This window comes from Bacillus sp. JZ109 (assembly GCF_053903135.1).
Window position 1 is genome coordinate 637,546 of sequence record NZ_CP096388.1, and the last position, 17,460, is coordinate 655,005.

At 44.3% G+C, this 17,460-nt stretch carries 18 protein-coding genes; 16 read left to right on the forward strand and 2 right to left on the reverse strand.

Translation table 11 applies throughout. The features are described from left to right. Positions 1-20: 20 nt before the first annotated feature. The 3 genes from M1D94_RS03255 to hprF are packed head-to-tail and all read left to right on the forward strand — an operon-like array spanning position 21 to position 2,128. Positions 21-959, forward strand: a complete 939-nt coding sequence (locus M1D94_RS03255) for a nucleoside recognition domain-containing protein (RefSeq protein WP_021480692.1) — start codon at positions 21-23, stop codon at positions 957-959. Continuing rightward, entirely contained in the window at positions 956-1,606 is a 651-nt protein-coding gene (ppaX, locus tag M1D94_RS03260; RefSeq protein WP_424926111.1) for a pyrophosphatase PpaX, read from the forward strand. The genes M1D94_RS03255 and ppaX overlap by 4 nt, the downstream gene beginning before the upstream one ends. 3 nt (positions 1,607-1,609) lie before the next feature. Next, positions 1,610-2,128: a heptaprenylglyceryl phosphate O-acetyltransferase gene (hprF, locus tag M1D94_RS03265; RefSeq protein WP_021480691.1), complete on the forward strand. Its 519-nt coding sequence runs from the start codon at positions 1,610-1,612 to the stop codon at positions 2,126-2,128. A 19-nt stretch (positions 2,129-2,147) separates the two neighbouring features. Here the strand turns inward: hprF and pelC are convergent, their stop codons facing one another. Together pelC and M1D94_RS03275 are read right to left on the reverse strand one after the other, a co-directional pair. Beyond that, positions 2,148-2,813 (reverse strand): pectate/pectin lyase PelC, encoded by a 666-nt coding sequence (gene pelC / locus M1D94_RS03270; protein WP_021480690.1) that lies wholly within the window; start codon positions 2,811-2,813, stop codon positions 2,148-2,150. A gap of 239 nt (positions 2,814-3,052) precedes the next feature. After that, a complete protein-coding gene (locus M1D94_RS03275) occupies positions 3,053-3,805 on the reverse strand; it encodes a C39 family peptidase (RefSeq protein WP_077671024.1) in 753 nt (250 codons plus the stop codon). Between the two features lie 250 nt (positions 3,806-4,055). On the opposite strand from M1D94_RS03275, the gene M1D94_RS03280 reads away from it, so the two are divergent. The 13 genes from M1D94_RS03280 to M1D94_RS03340 all read left to right on the forward strand — a co-directional run bounded on the left by M1D94_RS03280 (position 4,056) and on the right by M1D94_RS03340 (position 17,251). Further along, positions 4,056-5,231, forward strand: coding sequence for an ATP phosphoribosyltransferase regulatory subunit (locus M1D94_RS03280; protein WP_014481016.1), 1,176 nt, complete (start codon positions 4,056-4,058; stop codon positions 5,229-5,231). Continuing rightward, the gene (gene hisG, locus M1D94_RS03285; RefSeq protein ID WP_021480688.1) at positions 5,224-5,865 is read left to right on the forward strand and encodes an ATP phosphoribosyltransferase; all 642 of its coding nucleotides are present in this window, start codon (positions 5,224-5,226) and stop codon (positions 5,863-5,865) included. The genes M1D94_RS03280 and hisG overlap by 8 nt, the downstream gene beginning before the upstream one ends. Next, positions 5,862-7,145, forward strand: a complete 1,284-nt coding sequence (hisD, locus tag M1D94_RS03290; protein ID WP_041850486.1) for a histidinol dehydrogenase — start codon at positions 5,862-5,864, stop codon at positions 7,143-7,145. The genes hisG and hisD overlap by 4 nt, the downstream gene beginning before the upstream one ends. After that, positions 7,142-7,726 (forward strand): imidazoleglycerol-phosphate dehydratase HisB, encoded by a 585-nt coding sequence (gene hisB, locus M1D94_RS03295; RefSeq protein ID WP_003243389.1) that lies wholly within the window; start codon positions 7,142-7,144, stop codon positions 7,724-7,726. The genes hisD and hisB overlap by 4 nt, the downstream gene beginning before the upstream one ends. Beyond that, positions 7,727-8,365, forward strand: a complete 639-nt coding sequence (gene hisH, locus M1D94_RS03300) for an imidazole glycerol phosphate synthase subunit HisH (RefSeq protein WP_021480686.1) — start codon at positions 7,727-7,729, stop codon at positions 8,363-8,365. Next, positions 8,362-9,099, forward strand: coding sequence for a 1-(5-phosphoribosyl)-5-[(5-phosphoribosylamino)methylideneamino]imidazole-4-carboxamide isomerase (hisA, locus tag M1D94_RS03305; protein ID WP_041850488.1), 738 nt, complete (start codon positions 8,362-8,364; stop codon positions 9,097-9,099). The genes hisH and hisA overlap by 4 nt, the downstream gene beginning before the upstream one ends. After that, positions 9,096-9,854: an imidazole glycerol phosphate synthase subunit HisF gene (gene hisF, locus M1D94_RS03310; RefSeq protein ID WP_015714777.1), complete on the forward strand. Its 759-nt coding sequence runs from the start codon at positions 9,096-9,098 to the stop codon at positions 9,852-9,854. Before hisA ends, hisF begins: the two co-directional genes overlap by 4 nt. Further along, positions 9,851-10,480, forward strand: coding sequence for a bifunctional phosphoribosyl-AMP cyclohydrolase/phosphoribosyl-ATP diphosphatase HisIE (gene hisIE / locus M1D94_RS03315; protein ID WP_003228125.1), 630 nt, complete (start codon positions 9,851-9,853; stop codon positions 10,478-10,480). Before hisF ends, hisIE begins: the two co-directional genes overlap by 4 nt. A 245-nt stretch (positions 10,481-10,725) precedes the next feature. After that, positions 10,726-11,448, forward strand: coding sequence for a hypothetical protein (locus M1D94_RS03320; RefSeq protein WP_032726929.1), 723 nt, complete (start codon positions 10,726-10,728; stop codon positions 11,446-11,448). Between the two features lie 5 nt (positions 11,449-11,453). Continuing rightward, positions 11,454-13,361 carry a DUF6792 domain-containing protein gene (locus tag M1D94_RS03325; protein ID WP_032726928.1) on the forward strand — a complete coding sequence of 636 codons (1,908 nt, stop codon included), beginning with the start codon at positions 11,454-11,456 and terminating at the stop codon, positions 13,359-13,361. Positions 13,362-13,375: 14 nt separating this feature from the next. Further along, on the forward strand, positions 13,376-13,735 hold the full coding sequence (locus M1D94_RS03330; protein ID WP_032726927.1) for a hypothetical protein: 360 nt from the start codon (positions 13,376-13,378) through the stop codon (positions 13,733-13,735). 166 nt (positions 13,736-13,901) lie between these two features. After that, positions 13,902-15,671 carry a multidrug resistance ABC transporter ATP-binding protein/permease BmrA gene (gene bmrA, locus M1D94_RS03335; protein ID WP_032726926.1) on the forward strand — a complete coding sequence of 590 codons (1,770 nt, stop codon included), beginning with the start codon at positions 13,902-13,904 and terminating at the stop codon, positions 15,669-15,671. 125 nt (positions 15,672-15,796) lie between these two features. Further along, positions 15,797-17,251 (forward strand): tetratricopeptide repeat protein, encoded by a 1,455-nt coding sequence (locus M1D94_RS03340; protein WP_212082494.1) that lies wholly within the window; start codon positions 15,797-15,799, stop codon positions 17,249-17,251. Positions 17,252-17,460 lie beyond the last annotated feature (209 nt).

Sequence of the window (17,460 nt, forward strand, 5' to 3'; positions counted from 1 at the left end):
TCAACAAAGGGGGATGAGGCATGAAGAAAATCTTTCTGGCCGGTCTTGCAGCAGGTTTTCAAACAACATGGACGCTGGGTAAAGTGATTTTCCCGGTAACGCTATTGGTCACTTTGCTTCAGCATACCCCTGTCATGGATTGGCTTGTACGGCTGATCACACCGGTAATGGGTCTCTTCGGGCTTTCTGGTGAAGCGGCCATTCCGCTTGTACTGGGAAATATGCTGAATCTGTATGCGGGAATTGCCGGGATTTTAACATTGGATTTATCTGTGAAAGAAGTCTTTATTTTAGCTGTTATGCTTTCATTCTGTCATAACTTGATTATCGAATCGACAGTTGCCGCAAAGGTTGGCATCAGAATTGGCGTCATATTGGCCGTGCGCATCGGTTTAGCCGCTGTGTCAGCCATCGTCATCAACCTTATTTGGCATGGCGGACAGGAAACGGCGCAGTACGGTTTTATCGCTGCGAAGAGCGTGGCGCCAGACAGCTGGCTGGCAATGCTGACAGAAGCCTTAACGAAAGCCGGACTTGGTGTTTTGCAGCTGGCGGCAATTGTCATACCTCTGATGATCATCATCCAGTTTTTAAGAGATTTAGGCTGGCTGCATCGGTTCTCCAGGTGGCTGTCTCCGTTTACGCAGCTGCTTGGCATGAATAAAAATACGTCTATGACAATGGTGGCGGGACTGACGATTGGTCTGGCCTACGGAGCGGGTGTCATGATCAAAGCTGTCGAGGATGACGGCGTGAGCAGGCGGGATATGACATTGGCATTTATATTTCTCGTTGCCTGCCACGCGGTCGTGGAAGATACACTTGTCTTTATTCCGCTCGGCATACCAGTCTGGCCGCTTCTTTTGATTCGTGTCACCACAGCAGTTCTGCTGACAATGGCTATTGCGCATACATGGAAAAAGTGGAAACCCTCAGCGGTTGGAAAGGAAGCAATATGAGTGACAAACAAGTAACGACGATTCTGTTTGATTTAGACGGAACGCTTATTAATACGAATGAATTAATTATCGCGTCCTTTTTGCATACACTGGAGCATTATTATCCGAGCAAGTATAAACGAGAAGATGTCCTTGCATTTATCGGGCCGTCTCTTTTTGAAACGTTCTCTTCGATGGACCCTGATAAATGCGAGGATATGATCGCTATGTACAGAGCGTACAATCATGACATGCATGATTCACTCGTGACTGAATATGAAACGGTATATGAGACCCTGGATGCATTAAAAAAAGCCGGCTTTACATTAGGGATTGTGACAACAAAATTAAGAGATACTGTCAATATGGGCCTCAAGTTCACGGGAATCGGCGAATTCTTTGAAACAGTTGTCACCCTTGATGATGTGACGAATGCAAAGCCTGATCCCGAGCCTGTGCTGTTAGCGCTGAAACAGCTAGGAAGCGAGCCCGAGGAAGCCATTATGGTCGGTGATAATTACCATGATGTGCTGGCAGGGAAAAACGCCGGTACAAAAACGGCAGGAGTCGCATGGACGATTAAAGGGCCGGAAATGCTGGCGAAGTATGAGCCGGATTTTATGCTTGAGAAAATGAGTGATCTATTACAAATCGTTGGAGTGAAGTAATCTGTGAGAAAAACAGATCGTCATCCGGTCTCGGGAGCCAACTCACTGTGGCATGTCTATCAAACGGTACCTTTTTTAAAGGTCGTCAAAAATTTCATTGTCATTCAAATTGCGAGATATACGCCGTTTATAGGGATGAAAAACTGGCTGTACCGTACATTTCTGCGGATGAAGGTTGGAAATCAGACATCCTTTGCCCTCATGGTGATGCCAGATATCATGTTTCCGGAAAAGATCTCAGTCGGAACAAATACAATCATCGGGTACAATACGACCATTCTGGCCCATGAGTATTTGATTCACGAATACCGGATCGGCAAAGTTCTGATCGGAGACGAAGTGATGATTGGTGCCAACACGACCATTCTGCCCGGGGTGAAAATAGGAGATGGCGCAGTTGTGTCCGCCGGAACACTTGTCCATAAAGACGTGCCTGCCGGCGCATTTGTCGGCGGAAATCCGATGCGGATCATCTATACGAAGGAAGAAATGCAAGAAAGATTGAAAAAGTCCGCTGAATAACATCAGCGGACTTTTTTTGTTAAAATTGAGTGTTGTTGTTTTCGTAAATATGCTGAACACCAATCCATTTTTGACCGACATTAGAGTAGCGTGTATTTGTCATTCTGACCGTGCTTGTTTTGCTGTCCGTCCGGAATATCGCTTCCTTCATGTTTGTGATGGTGCACTTATCGATGATCACATCAACGTGGAAGGTTGAACCGCCAAGCTGTCTTATGAACTTTCCGCCATTGTCTGCCGTGAAGTTTTTCACTGTGAATGTACTGGCTTTATTGATTTGGAATATCTTATCTGACGCTTTTTGAGCAGAACCGCCGTCGATCGTCACTTTTCCTTCCTTCTTCACCGTTAACGCATCCTCACCAACATCTTCCCATTTCACATTCTGAATGTTAACGTTTCCATAAGTGTGCACGCCATCAGCGGCAGGTGCACCAAGCACCACATTTTTCAGGGTTGCTCCATCTTCCACACGAAAAACAGGGTCTTGGTTTTCTGACTGGCTTCCGTCGCCTAATTCTTTCCCTGCCACAAACCGCTGTCCTTTCCCGTCATATGTTGTATTTTTTGGTACGATAATTGTTTCGTGCACCACTTTGTCTGCTGCAAAAGCGGTTGATGACTGAAACTGGCTGAACACCATAACCAAACCGAACATAAATAGGATAGACACGAATTTTTTCAATGATAAATCCTCCCCGGATATCTTTCATTTTTTGCAAGAGAAGCGTCAGCAACTTGCACCGGCTTCTCTCACATAGATCGGGGCAAGGCTGAATCTGCTTTAATCATAAAAACAGATAGCCTGAAAGTAAAGACAATTCTGGATGATAAATGGAAAATGAATCGATCTTACCGATTGAAACAAAAAGCATGAATATTGTCGTATTTGCTCAGGATAGAGCATAGTGAGGCTTCAGGTGTTTACTTTTGAATAACTACGGCCTGGCTGCCCATTTGTTTCCACGCTTTTTCAAAGCTTGTTCTATCGGTTTTTCTGTTTTTATAGCCATACGGATCATTGAGATACACATATTTATCATCATATCCCGTAACGGCGACGCTGTGTTCGCTGTACGTAATCTCTATCGTTCCGTTTGGCGTTTTCCATGTCTGCATGTTGTCAACTGGCGTAAAGTTGGCTGTCGTAATAACCCAAACTGGATTGCCTTTTTCAAGCTGTTCATAAACAGCAGAAATGCTTTTTCCAGTCAGATCAGACACTTTGTCTCCCGCATAGGTTTTCGCCAGCTGATAGATCGGTCGATGGTAGACACCGAGACCAGGGCCATTCGCCATATCCCCGACAAATCCGTCATTCGGATCACCCTTTAATCCGCTGCTGTATGTCAAAGGCACTGTGGCAACCTGATTTGCCAGGGTGTTTTTTGTCACGTCGTATCCTGCGTAATTCAGCACCATCGCAAGGCTTGTTACTTCACAGCCGTTATAGAGCCGGGGTGCGTCCATTTGATTGTAAAGGATGACATCCAGCGGTTTTGCGCTTCCCTTCAGCTCCTTTTTGCTATTCGCAGCTGAGTCTGTATCGCTATAAGAAACCACTTTTTTAAGGCTGTTCAAAAAAGGAATATCTATATCTTTTGCATCTATTTTAAGTCCGAAAAAAATAACGCCTGAAAGAATCATCAGGACACATAGAGTTCGCAGTGTTTTCATCTTTATCTCCTTGTTCTCTATTTGATTTGTATTATAGCATGCCAAACATAAAGAATTTGAGATATTACGTACCTTTAATACATTGTTCATGATTTTTTCATAATGAGGAGAAGGATATTTGAACTAAAAAAATCCTTACTGAAGTTAAGCGTTGATTTTCATTCTTTCATCTGCTAACATATTATCATATTAGCGAACTAAAGGATTCGGAATTTTCCTTCATAAGATAACAGCGGAGGTGCTCGGGTTGATGTTTATGTTTGAAAAACCGCACGGCATGAGAGATACACTGCCCGGTTTATACGAAACGAAAAAAAAGGTGAGACGATCGTTAACCGATTTGATTGATAAATGGGGATATCAATTTATGGAAACGCCGACACTGGAGTTTTACGATACCGTTGGCGTCCAGTCAGCAATTGAAGAGCAACAGCTGTTTAAGCTACTTGATCAGGACGGCAAGACATTGGTGCTTCGCCCGGATATGACGGGGCCGATTGCAAGGGTGGCGGCATCGAAGCTTCTGAAACACGGTCATCCGCTAAGAGTCGGCTATGCGGCAAATGTATTCAGGGCTCAGGAGCGTGAAGGCGGACGTCCGGCTGAGTTTGAGCAGGTCGGAGTGGAGTTAATCGGTGACGGCACGACGAGCGCGGATGCGGAGGTCATTGCTTTAGTCGTCGGGGCATTGAAAAACGCTGGGCTGGCATCCTTTAAAATTGCCATTGGCCATGCCGGCATTGCGGATGCTTTGTTTGTTGAGGTGCTCGGGAACGTTGAACGAGCTGATGTGCTGCGGAGGTTCTTATATGAAAAGAACTACGTCGGCTACAGAGAGCATGTCAAGTCTCTCCCGCTTTCCTCCATTGATAAAAGCAGGCTGCTTGAGCTCCTTGAACTGCGGGGCGGTATAGAAGTATGCGGACGTGCCGAGGAAATCGTCGATTCTGCGCAAGGAAAAAGCGTGGTTGATGAGCTGAAGGCGCTGTGGGACATTCTTGAGGATTACGGATGTACGGAAAATGTCCGCCTAGATCTGAATATGGTCAGCCACATGAGCTATTACACAGGGATTTTATTTGAAGTGTACGCCGAGAATGTCGGTTTTGTCATTGGAAGCGGTGGCCGTTACAACAAGCTGCTGGGCCATTTTGATTCACCTGCACCGGCAACAGGCTTCGGGCTTCGGATCGACCGGCTGATTGAAGCCCTTCATATGAAAGAAGAACCTTGTGATATAGACGCTGTTATTTTCAGCAAAGAGCAGCGGGCGCAAGCCATCGCTTATGCGAATGAAGAACGCATGAAAGGGAACAAAGTGGTTCTTCAAGATTTATCGGGAATAGAAAATATCGACCAGATGACAAAATCTTTTGCAAACGTCACTTATTTTATCGGTGCCAGAAAGGAAGAGCAAAATGGGTAAGTTACTCACAATGGCGATGCCAAAGGGCCGGATATTTGAAGAAGCGGCAGGGTTGCTGAGGCAGGCAGGCTACAGGCTCCCTGAGGAGTTTGAAGATTCGAGAAAACTGATCATCGATGTGCCGGAGGAAAATCTTCGTTTCATATTAGCGAAGCCGATGGACGTAACCACGTATGTGGAGCATGGCGTGGCAGACGTCGGAATTGCGGGCAAGGATGTCATGCTGGAGGAGGAACGCGATGTGTATGAGGTACTGGATTTAAAAATCAGCAAATGCCACTTAGCTGTCGCCGGACTTCCGAATACAGACTGGAGCGGCGTAGCGCCAAGAATCGCGACAAAGTATCCGAATGTGGCTTCCAGTTATTTCAGAGAGCAGGGAGAACAAGTCGAGATTATTAAGCTCAACGGTTCAATTGAACTGGCTCCGCTCATTGGGCTTGCAGATCGGATAGTGGACATTGTTTCCACAGGACAGACGCTGAAGGAAAATGGGCTTATTGAAACGGAGCACATTTGTGACATTACCTCTCGCTTTATTGTTAACCCGGTAAGCTATCGCATGAAAGACGATGTGATTGACGAAATGGCATCCCGCCTATCTCTCGTTGTGGAAGGAGAGACGGCAAAATGAAGATCAAAACCATCAGCGGAGCGGAACGGCTTTCTCTCAAGCGTTCCATCGATGCCGGAACGGAAGAGCAAAGAAAGACAGTCCGGTCCATTATTGAAGATGTTAAAGCAAACGGTGATCAGGCGGTTCGCAGCTACACGGCGAAATTTGACGGCATCGAAATAGACAGCCCGCTGGTCACAAAAGAAGAATTTGAGGAGGCATACACCTCACTGGATCCACGTCTTCTTCAGGTGATTAGGAAGGCAATCGAAAATATTAGGGAATATCACGAAAGACAGCTTGAATCCTCCTGGTTTTATCACAGAAAGGACGGCACAATGCTGGGGCAGAAAGTGACGGCGCTGGATTCCGCCGGTGTATATGTGCCGGGGGGAACGGCCGCATATCCTTCATCTGTTTTGATGAATGTGATTCCGGCGCTTGTAGCGGGCGTTGAAAGAATCGTTCTCGTCACGCCTCCGGGAAAAGACGGTCTGCTGTCTCCTGGAGTTTTGGTTGCTGCAGCCGAGCTGGGCATAAAAGACATTTACAAAATGGGCGGCTCTCAGGCGATTGCGGCGTTAGCATACGGAACAGAAACCATTGAGCCAGTGGATAAAATCACGGGTCCGGGCAACATTTATGTCGCGCTTGCCAAACGGGAAGTGTTCGGCGATGTCGATATCGATATGATTGCCGGACCTAGTGAAATCGTCGTGCTGGCTGATGAAACAGCGATTCCGAGCGAAATTGCAGCCGATCTGCTGTCACAGGCGGAACACGATAAGCTCAGCTCATGTGTGTTTGTCACAGATTCCATGGCGCTGGCCGAGGCGGTTTCAGCCGAGGTGAGTAAGCAGCTGAAAACCTTGCCGCGAAGAGAAATAGCGGAAGCTTCAGTGAGAGATTACGGTTGTATATATGTGGCGGAAACAATGGTGGAAGCGATTGATACTGTCAATACACTCGCGCCAGAGCATTTAGAAATCATAACACAGTCTCCGGAAGCTTTGCTTGGCAGTATCAAACATGCGGGTGCAATTTTTTTAGGCAGATACAGCCCTGAGCCTGTCGGTGATTATTTTGCCGGACCGAACCATGTGCTTCCGACAAACGGAACAGCCAGATTTTCAAGTCCATTAAACGTAACTGATTTTCAAAAGAAATCGAGCATTATTTCTTACAGTCAATCAGCCTTTGAAGAACATGCTGAAAGCATCGCGGCTTTTGCCAGACTGGAAGGGTTAGAAGCCCATGCCAGATCAATTGAAGCGAGAGAACGGAGGATTTCTAAATGAGAAAAGCGGAACGCGTCAGGAAAACAAACGAAACAGATATTGAGCTGGCATTTACAATAGACGGCGGGGGACAAGCGGATATCAAAACAGATGTGCCGTTTATGACACATATGTTGGATTTATTCACGAAACACGGCCAATTCGATCTTTCCATTAACGCAAAAGGCGATGTTGATATAGATGATCACCACACGACTGAAGATATCGGCATCTGCTTAGGGCAGGCGCTGCTCGAAGCGTTGGGCGATAAAAAAGGAATCAAACGCTACGGATCGGCGTTTGTGCCGATGGATGAGGCACTTGCTCAAGTTGTGATTGATTTAAGCAACCGGCCGCACTTAGAAATGCGCGCTGACTTCCCGGCTGCTAAAGTCGGAACTTTCGATACGGAGCTTGTACATGAATTTTTGTGGAAGCTGGCGCTCGAAGCTCGAATGAACCTGCATGTCATCGTTCATTATGGCACAAACACCCACCACATGATTGAAGCCGTTTTTAAAGCACTGGGACGTGCGCTTGATGAAGCGACAACGATCGATCCGCGAGTTAAAGGAATACCGTCAACGAAAGGGATGCTGTAAATGATCGGCGTGATAGATTACGGAATGGGGAATTTATACAGTGTCTCAAAGGCGCTTGAACGTGTCGGCGTGCCGTATTTTGTTTCTGAAAAGCCGGAGGAGCTGAAAGAAGCTGATGCCTTCATTTTGCCGGGAGTCGGTTCATTTGGAGACGCGATGGACAATTTGCGCTACACGAAGCTTGATCAATTGATTCACGATATGGTCTCAGAGGGAAGGCTGCTTCTAGGGATCTGCCTCGGCATGCAGCTTTTATTTGAAGAAAGCGAAGAAAACGGCACCGCTTCAGGACTCGGGCTGTTAAAAGGAAAAGCAGTCAGGCTGAAAGCAGAAGATGAAAAAGGAAACAAGCTGAAGGTTCCGCATATGGGCTGGAATCGTCTTTCTTTTCATAATGAATCTCCGCTGCTGGCTGAAGCAGAAGAAGGCTACGCTTATTTCGTGCATTCTTATTACATTGACGGGATGCAGGAGGACTCGCTCCTGGCAAGCGCTGATTATGGTGTGCGAGTGCCTGCTGTAGTTGGAAAAAGGAACGTCTTCGGCGCCCAATTTCACCCGGAAAAAAGCAGCACGGTCGGAATGTCTATCTTAACCCAATTTACGAAAATGGCAGCAGAACAGAAGGTGAAAAAATGAGTGCTTTTACATTATATCCGGCAATTGATATGAGAAATGGCAAATGTGTCCGCCTTGTTCAAGGGGATTATAATAAGGAAACGATATATGGCGATTCACCGTACGAGATGGCTGAGTTATTTGCGAGAGAGGGTGCCGAATGGATCCATCTCGTTGATCTCGACGGGGCCAAAGAAGGGAAAAGAGTGAATGACAGCCATGTGATTGAGATTGCGCAAAAGCTGAACCTGAAAGTCGAAATCGGCGGCGGGATCCGTTCCGAAAAAGACGTCTATGAATATTTATCAGCAGGAGTCGATCGGGTGATCCTGGGAAGCTCAGCAGTTTCTAACCCTCCGTTTGTCAAAAAAATGCTGAAACAATATGGCGAGAAAATTGCAATCGGACTGGATGCGAGAAACGGTTTTGTTTCAACAGAGGGATGGCTGGAAACATCAACCCTTAAGGCAACTGAACTGGGCAAAGAGCTTGCCAATGAAGGTGCGGAAGTCTTTATTTTTACTGACATCGCGACAGACGGAATGCTGTCAGGCCCCAATGTTAAAAGCACGGTCGAGCTTGCTAAGGAAACGGGGAAATCGGTGATCGCTTCAGGCGGAGTCAGCTCCGTCACGGATCTCGAAGACCTCGCCCGCTATGAGGCGGACGGCGTCTCTGGAGCAATCATCGGAAAAGCGTTGTATACCAATCAGTTTACGCTGTGTGAGGCGCTTGAAAGGGTGAAGCGCAAATGATCACAAAACGGATTATCCCATGCCTTGATGTCAAAGAAGGACGCGTTGTCAAAGGAATTCAATTTCTCGAATTGAAGGATGCCGGTGACCCAGTTGAACTCGCCGAAGTGTACGACCGGGAAGGTGCGGATGAACTTGTTTTTCTTGATATCTCCGCCTCGCACGAAGGACGAAAGACGATGGTTGACGTTGTGGAGCAGGTTGCCGCGAAGCTTGCCATTCCGTTTACAGTCGGCGGCGGCATCAATCAGCTCAGCGATATGAAAACGATACTGCGTGCCGGAGCGGACAAAGTGTCGGTGAACACGGCAGCTGTTCTTCGCCCTGAGCTGATTGCAGAAGGAGCCGAGTTTTTCGGTTCGCAATGCATCGTTCTTGCCATTGATGCCAAGTATGACAAAGAATCTGACACATATAAGGTCTATACGCACGGCGGCAGAAAGAAAACAGATTGGGAGGTCACCGCGTGGGCAAAAGAAGGCGTCAAACGCGGGGCAGGAGAAATATTGCTGACAAGCATGGACTCTGACGGTGAGAAAAAAGGCTTCGACCACACGCTGACAAAGCTTGTTTCCGAAGCTGTCCCCGTCCCTGTTATCGCCTCGGGAGGCGCGGGAAACGCACAGCATATGCTTGAGGCTTTTACAAAAGGAAAAGCTGACGCCGCGCTGGCCGCCTCAATTTTTCATTATAAAGAAACATCGATTAAAGAAGTGAAATCATACTTGAAAGAATACGGGGTGAATGTGAGATGAAACAGGCAGATGAACTGCGTTTTAACGAGGACGGATTAATTCCTGCCATCGTGCAGGATGCGGCAAGCAAAGAAGTGCTGACACTTGCGTATATGAACAAGGAATCGTACGAAAAAACGCTGGAAACGAAGGAAACATGGTTTTACAGCCGCTCACGCCAAGCGTTATGGCATAAAGGAGAAACCTCAGGGAACACGCAAGCCGTCAAAGGTATCCGGTATGACTGCGACCAGGACGCATTGATCGTACTTGTAGAGCCATCCGGCCCGGCATGCCACACTGGCAGCTACAGCTGTTTTATGAAGGAACAAACAGAAGAACAGGCCGCAGGCCGATTCGGCATCATGAACGAACTGGAGCGTGTGATAGCGGAACGCCAAGCGGAAATGCCTGAGGGAGCTTATACTACTTACCTTTTCCGTGAAGGCGTCGATAAGATTTTGAAAAAAGTCGGTGAAGAAGCATCCGAAGTCATCATCGCCGCGAAAAATCGGGACCACGAGGAACTCAAATGGGAAGCGGCAGACCTGCTGTATCACCTGCTTGTCCTGCTCAGAGAACAAGCCTTGCCGCTGGATGATGTGCTTGACGTATTGAAAAAACGCCATTCTGAGAAAGAAGAGTAAAGAGCCGTATGATACGGCTCTTTTTGTTTTGTGAAAAAAGTAATAGGTATTTAGATTTATATGGGGTGTTATATATGATTAGTTAATAAAAGGAGATCAAAACCGAGTCTGATTTCCTATTTATCCAAATTCCGCCATGATGTAACATGAAAAAGGATGAAATAATCATCTCTTAACCAGGTCAATAGAATTATTTTTGATATAAAAATAGAATACTATTCTCACAAAACCCGTGGAGGTTCGTAATGAAAAAGATCATCTTTATTTGCTTCAGCTTATTACTTGCCCTGACAGGAGGATGCAGTATGAATGACAATGATAAAAACACCACAAATGACAATAAAACAGAAGCGGTAAAACCAAAAGACATGGATCCCAAGGATCTGCCTCAAGTACCTGCGTTTCAGGACGAGAAAACGAGAGAGTACATGGTGTCAACAAAAGAAGAGGAACCAGGATATTATTTGCTGGAATCTAAGCTGAAAGGTTTTAGGATGTTGTTTCCGGAGGATGGGGAGTATGTACCTGATCTTTCAAGTAAAGGTGAAAATGAGGAAACAATAGTATTTGATAGTTTCAATAAAAAAACTAACATTCAATATGACGGGCAATTAGATTATCATCAAGAAAAAAGTTTTGCGAATGACAAGGATACAATGCTTGACATTGTAAGTGGCAGAAATAGCTATAAAGGAAAATACGAAGAAAGAGAGCTATCTGATAAAATTGTATATTCTGCTCAAAAGAAAAGCAGTTTTGATGATGTGGATGAAAAGAATAATTTTTCTTATAGATTTTTTGGTTATGTTAAATCTAAAAAAGAGGAATATTTAGGAATAGAGTATTCTTTTCGTTTTTCTTGCTATAAGGGTAAAGAGGTTTGTTCATTAAAGAAAGAAGAAGCAGAAAAAAAAGTTCGAAAAATAATTGATTCTATTACCTTTTTAAAAGTTAAAAAGGAGAAATAGAGAAAATGGAAAATAAGAATATATTTGAAAATGAAAATGTAAAGCTGCGTTTAATTGATTTGGAGTACGATTATAAAGAAAAATTCGCTTCTAATATTGAAAGTGAAATAAAGAGAGCTAAAACAGATTTTGAAGTCGAGGTGCGTCGAATATACAAAGAAGAAACACATCGAGATCTTCCAAAAAATCTGGAAATATACACATCTAATGAACTTATTAAAAAAAATTCGAAAATAGATACATCAATAAGAGAGTCCGGATATGATGGTACAGCTATTTATATTAAGGATGATAAACAACACGTTAATCAACTTCATATTATTTCAGAGGGGAGTGCTGATAACGAAGACTGGTCATACAATTTCTTTGGTCTCTTTTTAGGGATAGATGACAGCCAGTACCAAGCGACAAAAGAGTTTGTAAGAAATGCCAAAAGAGAAACAGAGAATTCTAATGATTTAAAGACCTTTGCTATGGGGCACTCACTGGCAAATAATAATCAGGTGATGGTTCAATTAATTGACGGAGAATTTGATGAAGTTTATGGGGTTAACGGAGCTCAAATAAGCGTTGACCACCTACTAGCAACTGATTTGAATTTGAGAGATAGGTTAATGCATAAATTTCATATTAGACGCTTAAAAGATATTAATGATATCCCGCCAGAAAAGTTAAAAAAAGAAATCCAAAAATATTATGAAGACAAAGGCGTGACAGCAAACATCACCCAACGCATCTCAAAAGATGACCCGCTGTATGGAGTCAGCGGCAAGGCCGATTTCATTACATTCGGTGATGTGAAGATGGCAGATACAAATACAAGTGTAAAAGGCATCCGAAATATTATGGATGGGGTTCCTGACGAAGATGTGAGGTCAATTCAAAAATTCCTTCAAAAATATAAGGATGACTATGAAAAAGACGGCTTGAACGGTTTTATAAAGGCAGCCAGCGGGATAGACATAGACCTGATTGAAAAAGTGAAAAACACAGACGGCGCTTTAAAGAAAGTAAGTGTCCTATATGAGCATTTTGATGATGTTAAGCAAATGTATGGCCGAATAAAAGAAGAACTGCCTTCATTTTTAGGTTTTCTTCATACCTTGTTGAGAAACAGCGGACCGGTCGTAGATCAGTTAGCTGAAAATGGTTATATTGATGAAACGCAAAAGAAAGTCATCAAAAAAGAATTAACGAATATTAATGCGAGTATGCGAGGCATAGAATCACGGTACGAACATTTCATTGACCATCTAAAGCATGGCCAATTTATGCAAGCTTTAAAAGACGTTGGTGAAATAGTGGACTACGTAAAATCAATTCTGTCCTCATTGAAAACACTCGACACAGAAACAAAAGACGCACTAAAACTTATCGTCGACGGCCACAGTATCGTTCAAATGCTCAACGCCTTGTCAAAGGAAAAAGGCTTCAGCTATAAAGGCTCCGATATTTATTTTACAGGGAAGAGCGGCTCGGGAGAAACGATTCAAGTCAATCTCTCATCCGCTGTCAGAATCTATCAAAACGGTATGAAAATCGTTGAAGATATGGAAGATGCGATTTCTAAGTACCAGAAGGTTTACAGTCAGGAAATCGATGAAGACTTCATAGATAAAAAACAGGCGATCACCACGGCGATTCATCATATGGAAGAAAACCCTTCGCATTATGCCTTCGATCTTCAATTCCGGCTTGCAGCTGGTTTCAGCCACACATTCGATAAATTGGAGAAAATCTCTGTTCATGAATCATTCCACACAGGTGCGCTTCCTGCTAATGATGGAATTGTTGCTGAATTAAAAAAACAGACAACAGAAAAAAGAGATTTTATCAAAAATATCCGTGAGAGTATTGAAAAGCTGTTTGAAAAAGAAGAAATGATTTCTCAGTTATTTGATTTTCAGCCTTAGGAGGAATATGAAGAGTGACTTCCTTATTTTCAGAAAGTGAAACAGAAATTGTATCAACGACCTATATGTTTCTTACTCAAGATGAAATGAAGGGGAAAGCGGGCACCCTCAATCAACCGATCAACGACTTTCTCAGCCTGACAAAGAAATTTGAGTCTTCATTAAAAGAGGAAATCAAAGGACAAAAAGGATTGATTGTAAAAAAAATAAAAGAAGAACTTGAGTCGAAAAGCGAAAAACGAAAAGCTGCCCTTGAGATGATAAAAGAGGAACATACCGCAAAAGTTGATCGGTACAAAATGATAATTGAAGACCTGCGACAGCAGGATGTAACATTGACTTATAGAAAAAAGAAGCCTGTGAAAGATGTCTAACATAAAAAATCTCCTATTCAAACAATGAGTGGGAGATCTTTTATTTTCATCACGGCAAAAATATACTGAAAAAGTCTCTCGCCATTGATATGATTGAGAAAGAGTAAAAATCATCCTTTTGCTATGACTTTTCACCTTTCTGAACGCTGAAACAGGAGGAAAATATATGCCAACCAAGAAACAAAAATCTAAAAGTAAATTGAAACCCTTTTTTGCCTTAGTAAGACGGACCAATCCTTCTTATGGAAAGCTCGCCTTTGCGCTTGCCCTCAGTGTTGTAACCACACTGGTCAGCCTGCTCATTCCATTATTAACGAAGCAGCTTGTCGATGGTTTTTCTATGTCAAATCTGTCAGGCACGCAAATCGGGTTGATCGCGCTGGTGTTTTTCGTTCAGGCGGGTTTAAGCGCTTATGCCACCTATGCCCTTAACTATAATGGACAAAAAATCATCTCTGGGCTGCGGGATTTATTATGGAAGAAACTAATTAAGCTTCCTGTCTCTTATTTTGATACAAATGCTTCCGGAGAAACAGTCAGCCGTGTAACGAACGATACGATGGTTGTCAAAGAATTGATTACAACCCATATCAGCGGATTTATTACAGGCATCATTTCTGTCATTGGATCATTGACAATCTTGTTTATTATGAACTGGAAGCTGACACTGCTTGTGTTAGTGGTCGTTCCGCTGGCCGCTCTTATTTTGGTGCCGATTGGGCGGAAAATGTTCTCCATTTCACGGGAAACACAAGATGAAACAGCCCGTTTTACAGGCCTGCTGAATCAAATTCTCCCGGAAATCAGACTTGTCAAAGCTTCAAATGCGGAGGATGTCGAATACGGCCGCGGGAAAACAGGGATTTCCTCATTATTTAAGCTTGGCGTTCGAGAAGCTAAGGTTCAATCACTTGTCGGCCCGCTTATCTCACTCGTGTTAATGGCAGCCCTTGTCGCAGTCATCGGATATGGCGGCATGCAGGTATCTTCAGGCGAGCTCACGGCCGGAGCGCTCGTGGCTTTTATTTTATATTTGTTCCAAATTATTATGCCGATGGGCCAAATTACAACATTCTTTACACAGCTGCAAAAATCAATCGGTGCAACAGAACGAATGATTGAGATCTTGGCAGAGGAAGAGGAAGATACAGTGACGGGAAAACAAATCGAAAATGCGCATCTGCCTATCCAGCTTGATCGCGTGTCTTTTGGATATAAGCCCGATCAGCTGATCTTAAAAGAGATCAGCGCCGTCATTGAAGCAGGGAAAGTCACAGCGATCGTCGGTCCGAGCGGCGGGGGAAAAACGACGCTGTTTAAGCTGCTTGAACGCTTTTATTCTCCGACTGCAGGGACCATTCGGCTGGGGGACGAGCCGGTCGATACTTACTCGCTTGAATCGTGGAGGGAGCATATCGGGTATGTATCACAGGAAAGCCCGTTAATGTCCGGGACAATCAGAGAAAATATTTGCTACGGGTTAGAACGAGATGTGACGGATGCTGAGATCGAAAAAGCCGCGGAGATGGCATATGCGCTCAATTTTATAAAGGAGCTGCCGAATCAGTTTGATACAGAAGTAGGCGAACGCGGCATTATGCTGTCAGGCGGACAAAGGCAAAGAATCGCGATTGCGAGAGCACTTCTCCGTAACCCAAGCATTCTTATGCTCGATGAAGCTACCTCAAGTCTCGACAGCCAATCTGAAAAATCAGTTCAGCAGGCACTGGAGGTGCTGATGGAGGGCCGCACAACGATTGTTATCGCTCACCGCCTATCTACCGTTGTAGATGCGGACCAGCTTTTGTTTGTTGAAAAAGGGGAAATTACCGGTCGTGGAACACACCATGAGTTAATGGCTTCCCATGGCCTTTATCGGGATTTTGCTGAACAGCAGCTGAAAATGAATGCAGACTTAGAAAACAAAGCCGGGTAAATTTTGGTCGAATCAGCCAATAAAAAAGAGGAGGGATTTTCCCAATCCTTCCTTTTGAACTATTGAGGGGCTTACGATTTATGGTATACTACTGACGGTAATATTGTATAAAACGGAGGGTAGTTGTGGGAAAACACACTTCTGAACATAAAAATCACGCACAAATTGTCCAGCTGCTTCAAGATGGACAATATTTTTTTCATAAAGGCTTGAAAGCGTATAAAGAGCGCAATCTAAAACGGGCAAGCAAACTGATTCAGCGCGCGGTTCATTTGGAGCCGGAGGATTCAGAGATGCTTTCACAGCTTGCGGTCATTTATTCGGAAATGGGCCAGTATCAAGAGTCGAACGATCTTCTTGACTATATCATGGCAAATCTGGAGGCCGAAATGCCGGAGTGCCATTACTTTAAAGCGAATAACTTTGCCCATCTGGGGCTCTTCCAGGAAGCTTATAAAGAAGCGGCCGCTTATTCTGATGCGGACCCGGATGGTGAATTCGCCGAAGAAAACGATAGTCTGCTGGATTTGCTCGATTTAGGAGACGACGGCATTGAGGATTCGTTGTATGATCAGGATGAACTGCTGGTGAAACAGGATCGGGCAAAGTCATTGCTGGAAAGCGGCCAGCTTGCTGAAGCGGTTGCGGCGCTTGAGGAAATCACAGCTGAATATCCGGAGCTTTGGTCAGCATACAACAATCTCGCGCTTGCCTATTTCTATTCAGGAAACGTTGTAAAAGCGAAGCAAACCGCTTATGAAGTGCTTTCTCATAATGAAGGAAATCTTCACGCCTTATGCAATCTTCTCGTTTTCTACTATTATGAAAGAGAAGACGAAAAAGTGGCGGAATTGAGTGATCAGCTCTCCAATGTCTATCCGATGCTAATGGAGCAGCGTTATAAATTGGGTGCTACTTTGGCGCTTGTCGGCCGCTACGAGATCGGATATAAATGGCTCAAATCATTATATAAAACCGGCTTTGAAGGGGACGACACCTTCTTTTACTGGCTTTCCTGCTCTGCTTATTTTACGGGACATACCGACTTTGCCGAGACGATCTGGAGAAAAGTCGAGTCGCAATATCCCGGCGAAGACCGCCCGGCGCCTTGGATTGAGCGGAGGGAAGCTCTTCCTTCATCTGTGGAGCAGCGTCTCGCAGCCTATTATATCAGCAGCACAAAGGGAGAAACAGAGCATCTTGAAGCGGTGATACGCTCAAAGAGAATTACCGCTCCTTTTGAAAATCATTTTGTAAAGCTGCTTCTGAATGGAGATTCTGCTGCTGCTGACGTTTCAGAGGATGCACTTTTCGCTTATCAAACGGTCAAATTATTAGAGCAAGCTGAAAAAGAAGAGATGAAAACAGAAGTCATGAGCTGCTGGGTTTTCCATGTCATCCAGCAAATTCGTGCAGCCGCTCCGTTGAAGAATGAGAAAGGCTGGGCAGCAGCCATCTGTTATATTTGGAAGGAAGCCCATGGCAAGCAAGACACGAAAAAAGACACAGCGACCCGATTCGGCATCTCTCCGGCAACTTTGACGAAATATATGAAATATATTGATGATATTCTAGAATAGTAAATTTTAAAGAGTCGATTTATTTAATCGACTCTTTTTTTGTTTGATAGATTATATTAAGAAAATAATATCGACAGTTTTTTTACACGCTTAAGAAAAATGACAAATGATGTGTGACTTGACATCTGTTTGAAACATAAATGTAATAAAATTTATCGCTAATTTGTCGAAACTTGATGGTATAATGATTCTCGTACATAAGGAATTAG

Excerpts from the sequence above, each read along its gene's own strand:
- bmrA (WP_032726926.1), top strand. The coding sequence starts at position 13,902 with ATGCCAACCAAGAAACAAAAATCTAAAAGTAAATTGAAACCCTTTTTT.
- hisH (WP_021480686.1), top strand. The coding sequence starts at position 7,727 with ATGATCGGCGTGATAGATTACGGAATGGGGAATTTATACAGTGTCTCA.
- hisA (WP_041850488.1), top strand. The coding sequence starts at position 8,362 with ATGAGTGCTTTTACATTATATCCGGCAATTGATATGAGAAATGGCAAA.
- hisD (WP_041850486.1), top strand. The coding sequence starts at position 5,862 with ATGAAGATCAAAACCATCAGCGGAGCGGAACGGCTTTCTCTCAAGCGT.
- hisF (WP_015714777.1), top strand. The coding sequence starts at position 9,096 with ATGATCACAAAACGGATTATCCCATGCCTTGATGTCAAAGAAGGACGC.
- ppaX (WP_424926111.1), top strand. The coding sequence starts at position 956 with ATGAGTGACAAACAAGTAACGACGATTCTGTTTGATTTAGACGGAACG.
- M1D94_RS03325 (WP_032726928.1), top strand. The coding sequence starts at position 11,454 with ATGGAAAATAAGAATATATTTGAAAATGAAAATGTAAAGCTGCGTTTA.
- hisIE (WP_003228125.1), top strand. The coding sequence starts at position 9,851 with ATGAAACAGGCAGATGAACTGCGTTTTAACGAGGACGGATTAATTCCT.
- M1D94_RS03320 (WP_032726929.1), top strand. The coding sequence starts at position 10,726 with ATGAAAAAGATCATCTTTATTTGCTTCAGCTTATTACTTGCCCTGACA.
- hisB (WP_003243389.1), top strand. The coding sequence starts at position 7,142 with ATGAGAAAAGCGGAACGCGTCAGGAAAACAAACGAAACAGATATTGAG.
- M1D94_RS03255 (WP_021480692.1), top strand. The coding sequence starts at position 21 with ATGAAGAAAATCTTTCTGGCCGGTCTTGCAGCAGGTTTTCAAACAACA.
- hisG (WP_021480688.1), top strand. The coding sequence starts at position 5,224 with ATGGGTAAGTTACTCACAATGGCGATGCCAAAGGGCCGGATATTTGAA.
- M1D94_RS03275 (WP_077671024.1), bottom strand. The coding sequence starts at position 3,805 with ATGAAAACACTGCGAACTCTATGTGTCCTGATGATTCTTTCAGGCGTT.
- M1D94_RS03280 (WP_014481016.1), top strand. The coding sequence starts at position 4,056 with ATGTTTATGTTTGAAAAACCGCACGGCATGAGAGATACACTGCCCGGT.